At 37.7% G+C, this 1289-nt stretch carries 3 protein-coding genes; all 3 read left to right on the forward strand.

Annotated elements, in window-relative coordinates; translation table 11 throughout:
* Positions 1-104 precede the first annotated feature (104 nt).
* From J7J55_07650 to J7J55_07660, 3 genes are read left to right on the forward strand one after another with little or no spacing between them, the layout of a single operon-like run.
* Complete coding sequence (locus tag J7J55_07650) at positions 105-374, forward strand: transposase (protein MCD6142568.1); 270 nt, start codon at positions 105-107, stop codon at positions 372-374.
* Positions 375-388: 14 nt separating this feature from the next.
* Positions 389-943, forward strand: coding sequence for a transposase (locus J7J55_07655; GenBank protein ID MCD6142569.1), 555 nt, complete (start codon positions 389-391; stop codon positions 941-943).
* Entirely contained in the window at positions 889-1185 is a 297-nt protein-coding gene (locus tag J7J55_07660; protein MCD6142570.1) for a transposase, read from the forward strand. The genes J7J55_07655 and J7J55_07660 overlap by 55 nt, the downstream gene beginning before the upstream one ends.
* Positions 1186-1289 lie beyond the last annotated feature (104 nt).

Genomic DNA, 1289 nt, shown 5'->3' on the forward strand with positions numbered 1-1289 from the left:
CAACCCCTCTGTCCTCTTCCCTGAAGCTGAAAAATGGCCTTGCCCCAATATATTGGACAGTATAATACAAAATGAGGAAATTTAAATCAAGGAGGCTGGTAACTATGAGACAAACTAAATTTACCATTGACCAGATCATTAAAATCCTTGCTGAAGCTGATCTCCCTGGCTCCTCTGTGAGCCAAGTCGCAAGAAAATACAATGTCTCCCCTAATACTATTTATCGCTGGAGACAAAAATATAAAGGCCTCTCCTCCTCAGAAGCTAAACGCCTTAAAGTCCTTGAAGAAGAAAATCTTAAACTTAAAAAACTCCTTGCTGAAAAAGAACTTCAAATCCAAATCCTCACTGAAGCTTTAAAAAAAAGCATCTAACCAGAGAGCAACTTATGAGCTTAGCTAAAAAACTCGTAAACTCAGGAATGTCTGTCTCCTCTACCTGCAAACTCCTCTCTATACCCCGCTCTTCCTTCTACTTCTACCTAAAACCTATCAACCGCAAAAACTCTACCCTTAACTCTAAACTCGCTGACTTAATTCAAAATCTCGCCTATTCCTTCCCCTCCTTCGGCTATCGCAGAATTACTGCCATCTTAAAACAAATGGGCTATCATGTAAACCATAAACGCATCTATAGAATCTATAAACTGCTAAACCTCCAAAAATCTACTTCCAAAGGCTATAAAAAGAAACTTCTGCGAATCCCTTTTAAACCTATTAACCCTTCTAAAACAAACGAAATCTGGAGTCTTGACGTAATTGAAGATACTCTCCAGAAAAATGGCTTTGTTAAAAAAATTAGAATCCTTAACCTGATTGATGTGTTTTCAAGATTTGCCTTCCCTCCTTTAGTAGATATAAGCCTTGCTGATTCCTCCCTCCCAAGGCTATTATCAGAGACGATGGACCAGAATTCAGGTCTGAAAACTTTCAGAAAGTTATAAGCAAGTATCGCATAAAAGAAGTAATAATACCGCCTGGGAAGCCATTTAAAAACGGGTATGTAGAGAGTTTTCATAGCAGGATGAGAGAGGAGCTTTTAGATGCTGAATTATTTGAAAGTTTGGAGGAAGCAAGAGAGAAAATTTTGAATTGGGTTAAGTGGTACAATTTAGAGAGACCTCATTCTGCTTTGGGATATAGGACACCATTTGAGGTGTTTAAAAAAGGGGGTAACTTGACATGAAAAAATCAAAGTGTAACATTATAAGTGTCCAAAAATGGGGGCATATCCAGGACCTCTTTAAATTTCGCACATAATTTTCAAGTCTAACTTTTTCTTTTATCCAA

Source organism: Candidatus Bipolaricaulota bacterium (genome assembly GCA_021159055.1).
GTDB lineage: Bacteria > Bipolaricaulota > Bipolaricaulia > UBA7950 > UBA9294 > S016-54.

What these genes read in the sequence shown, in the direction of transcription:
- J7J55_07650 (MCD6142568.1), top strand. Translation starts at nt 105, where the DNA reads ATGAGACAAACTAAATTTACCATTGACCAGATCATTAAAATCCTTGCT.
- J7J55_07655 (MCD6142569.1), top strand. Translation starts at nt 389, where the DNA reads ATGAGCTTAGCTAAAAAACTCGTAAACTCAGGAATGTCTGTCTCCTCT.